Raw genomic sequence first — 256 nt, 5'->3', positions numbered from 1 at the left:
CTCCAGCCGACCTGCCAGCGTTGTCAGAGCCAGCGCAACGAGTACCACCATTGCGCCTATCCATGGGGTTGCCATCAAACCAAGATGCTCGACAACCACACCGCCGCCCCAAGCACCGCCAGCAATACCGATATTAAAGGCGGCGATATTCAAGCCCGACGCCACATCAATGGCTTGCGGCGCATCTCGCTCTGCCCGCTGCACAACATACACTTGCAATCCCGGTACGTTGCCGAACGCTACTGCTGTCTCTTAT

At 57.8% G+C, this 256-nt stretch carries 1 pseudogene; it reads right to left on the bottom strand.

From position 1 onward, the window contains the following. Positions 1-213 (bottom strand): annotated as a pseudogene (locus QN347_RS20340) (MFS sugar transporter); the annotation flags it as partial. Between the last annotated feature and the right edge of the window lie 43 nt (positions 214-256).

It is taken from the genome of Sphingomonas sp. 10B4 (genome assembly GCF_035019905.1).
GTDB lineage: Bacteria > Pseudomonadota > Alphaproteobacteria > Sphingomonadales > Sphingomonadaceae > Sphingomonas > Sphingomonas glacialis.
This window is presented reverse-complemented; position numbering and strand designations above follow the sequence as displayed.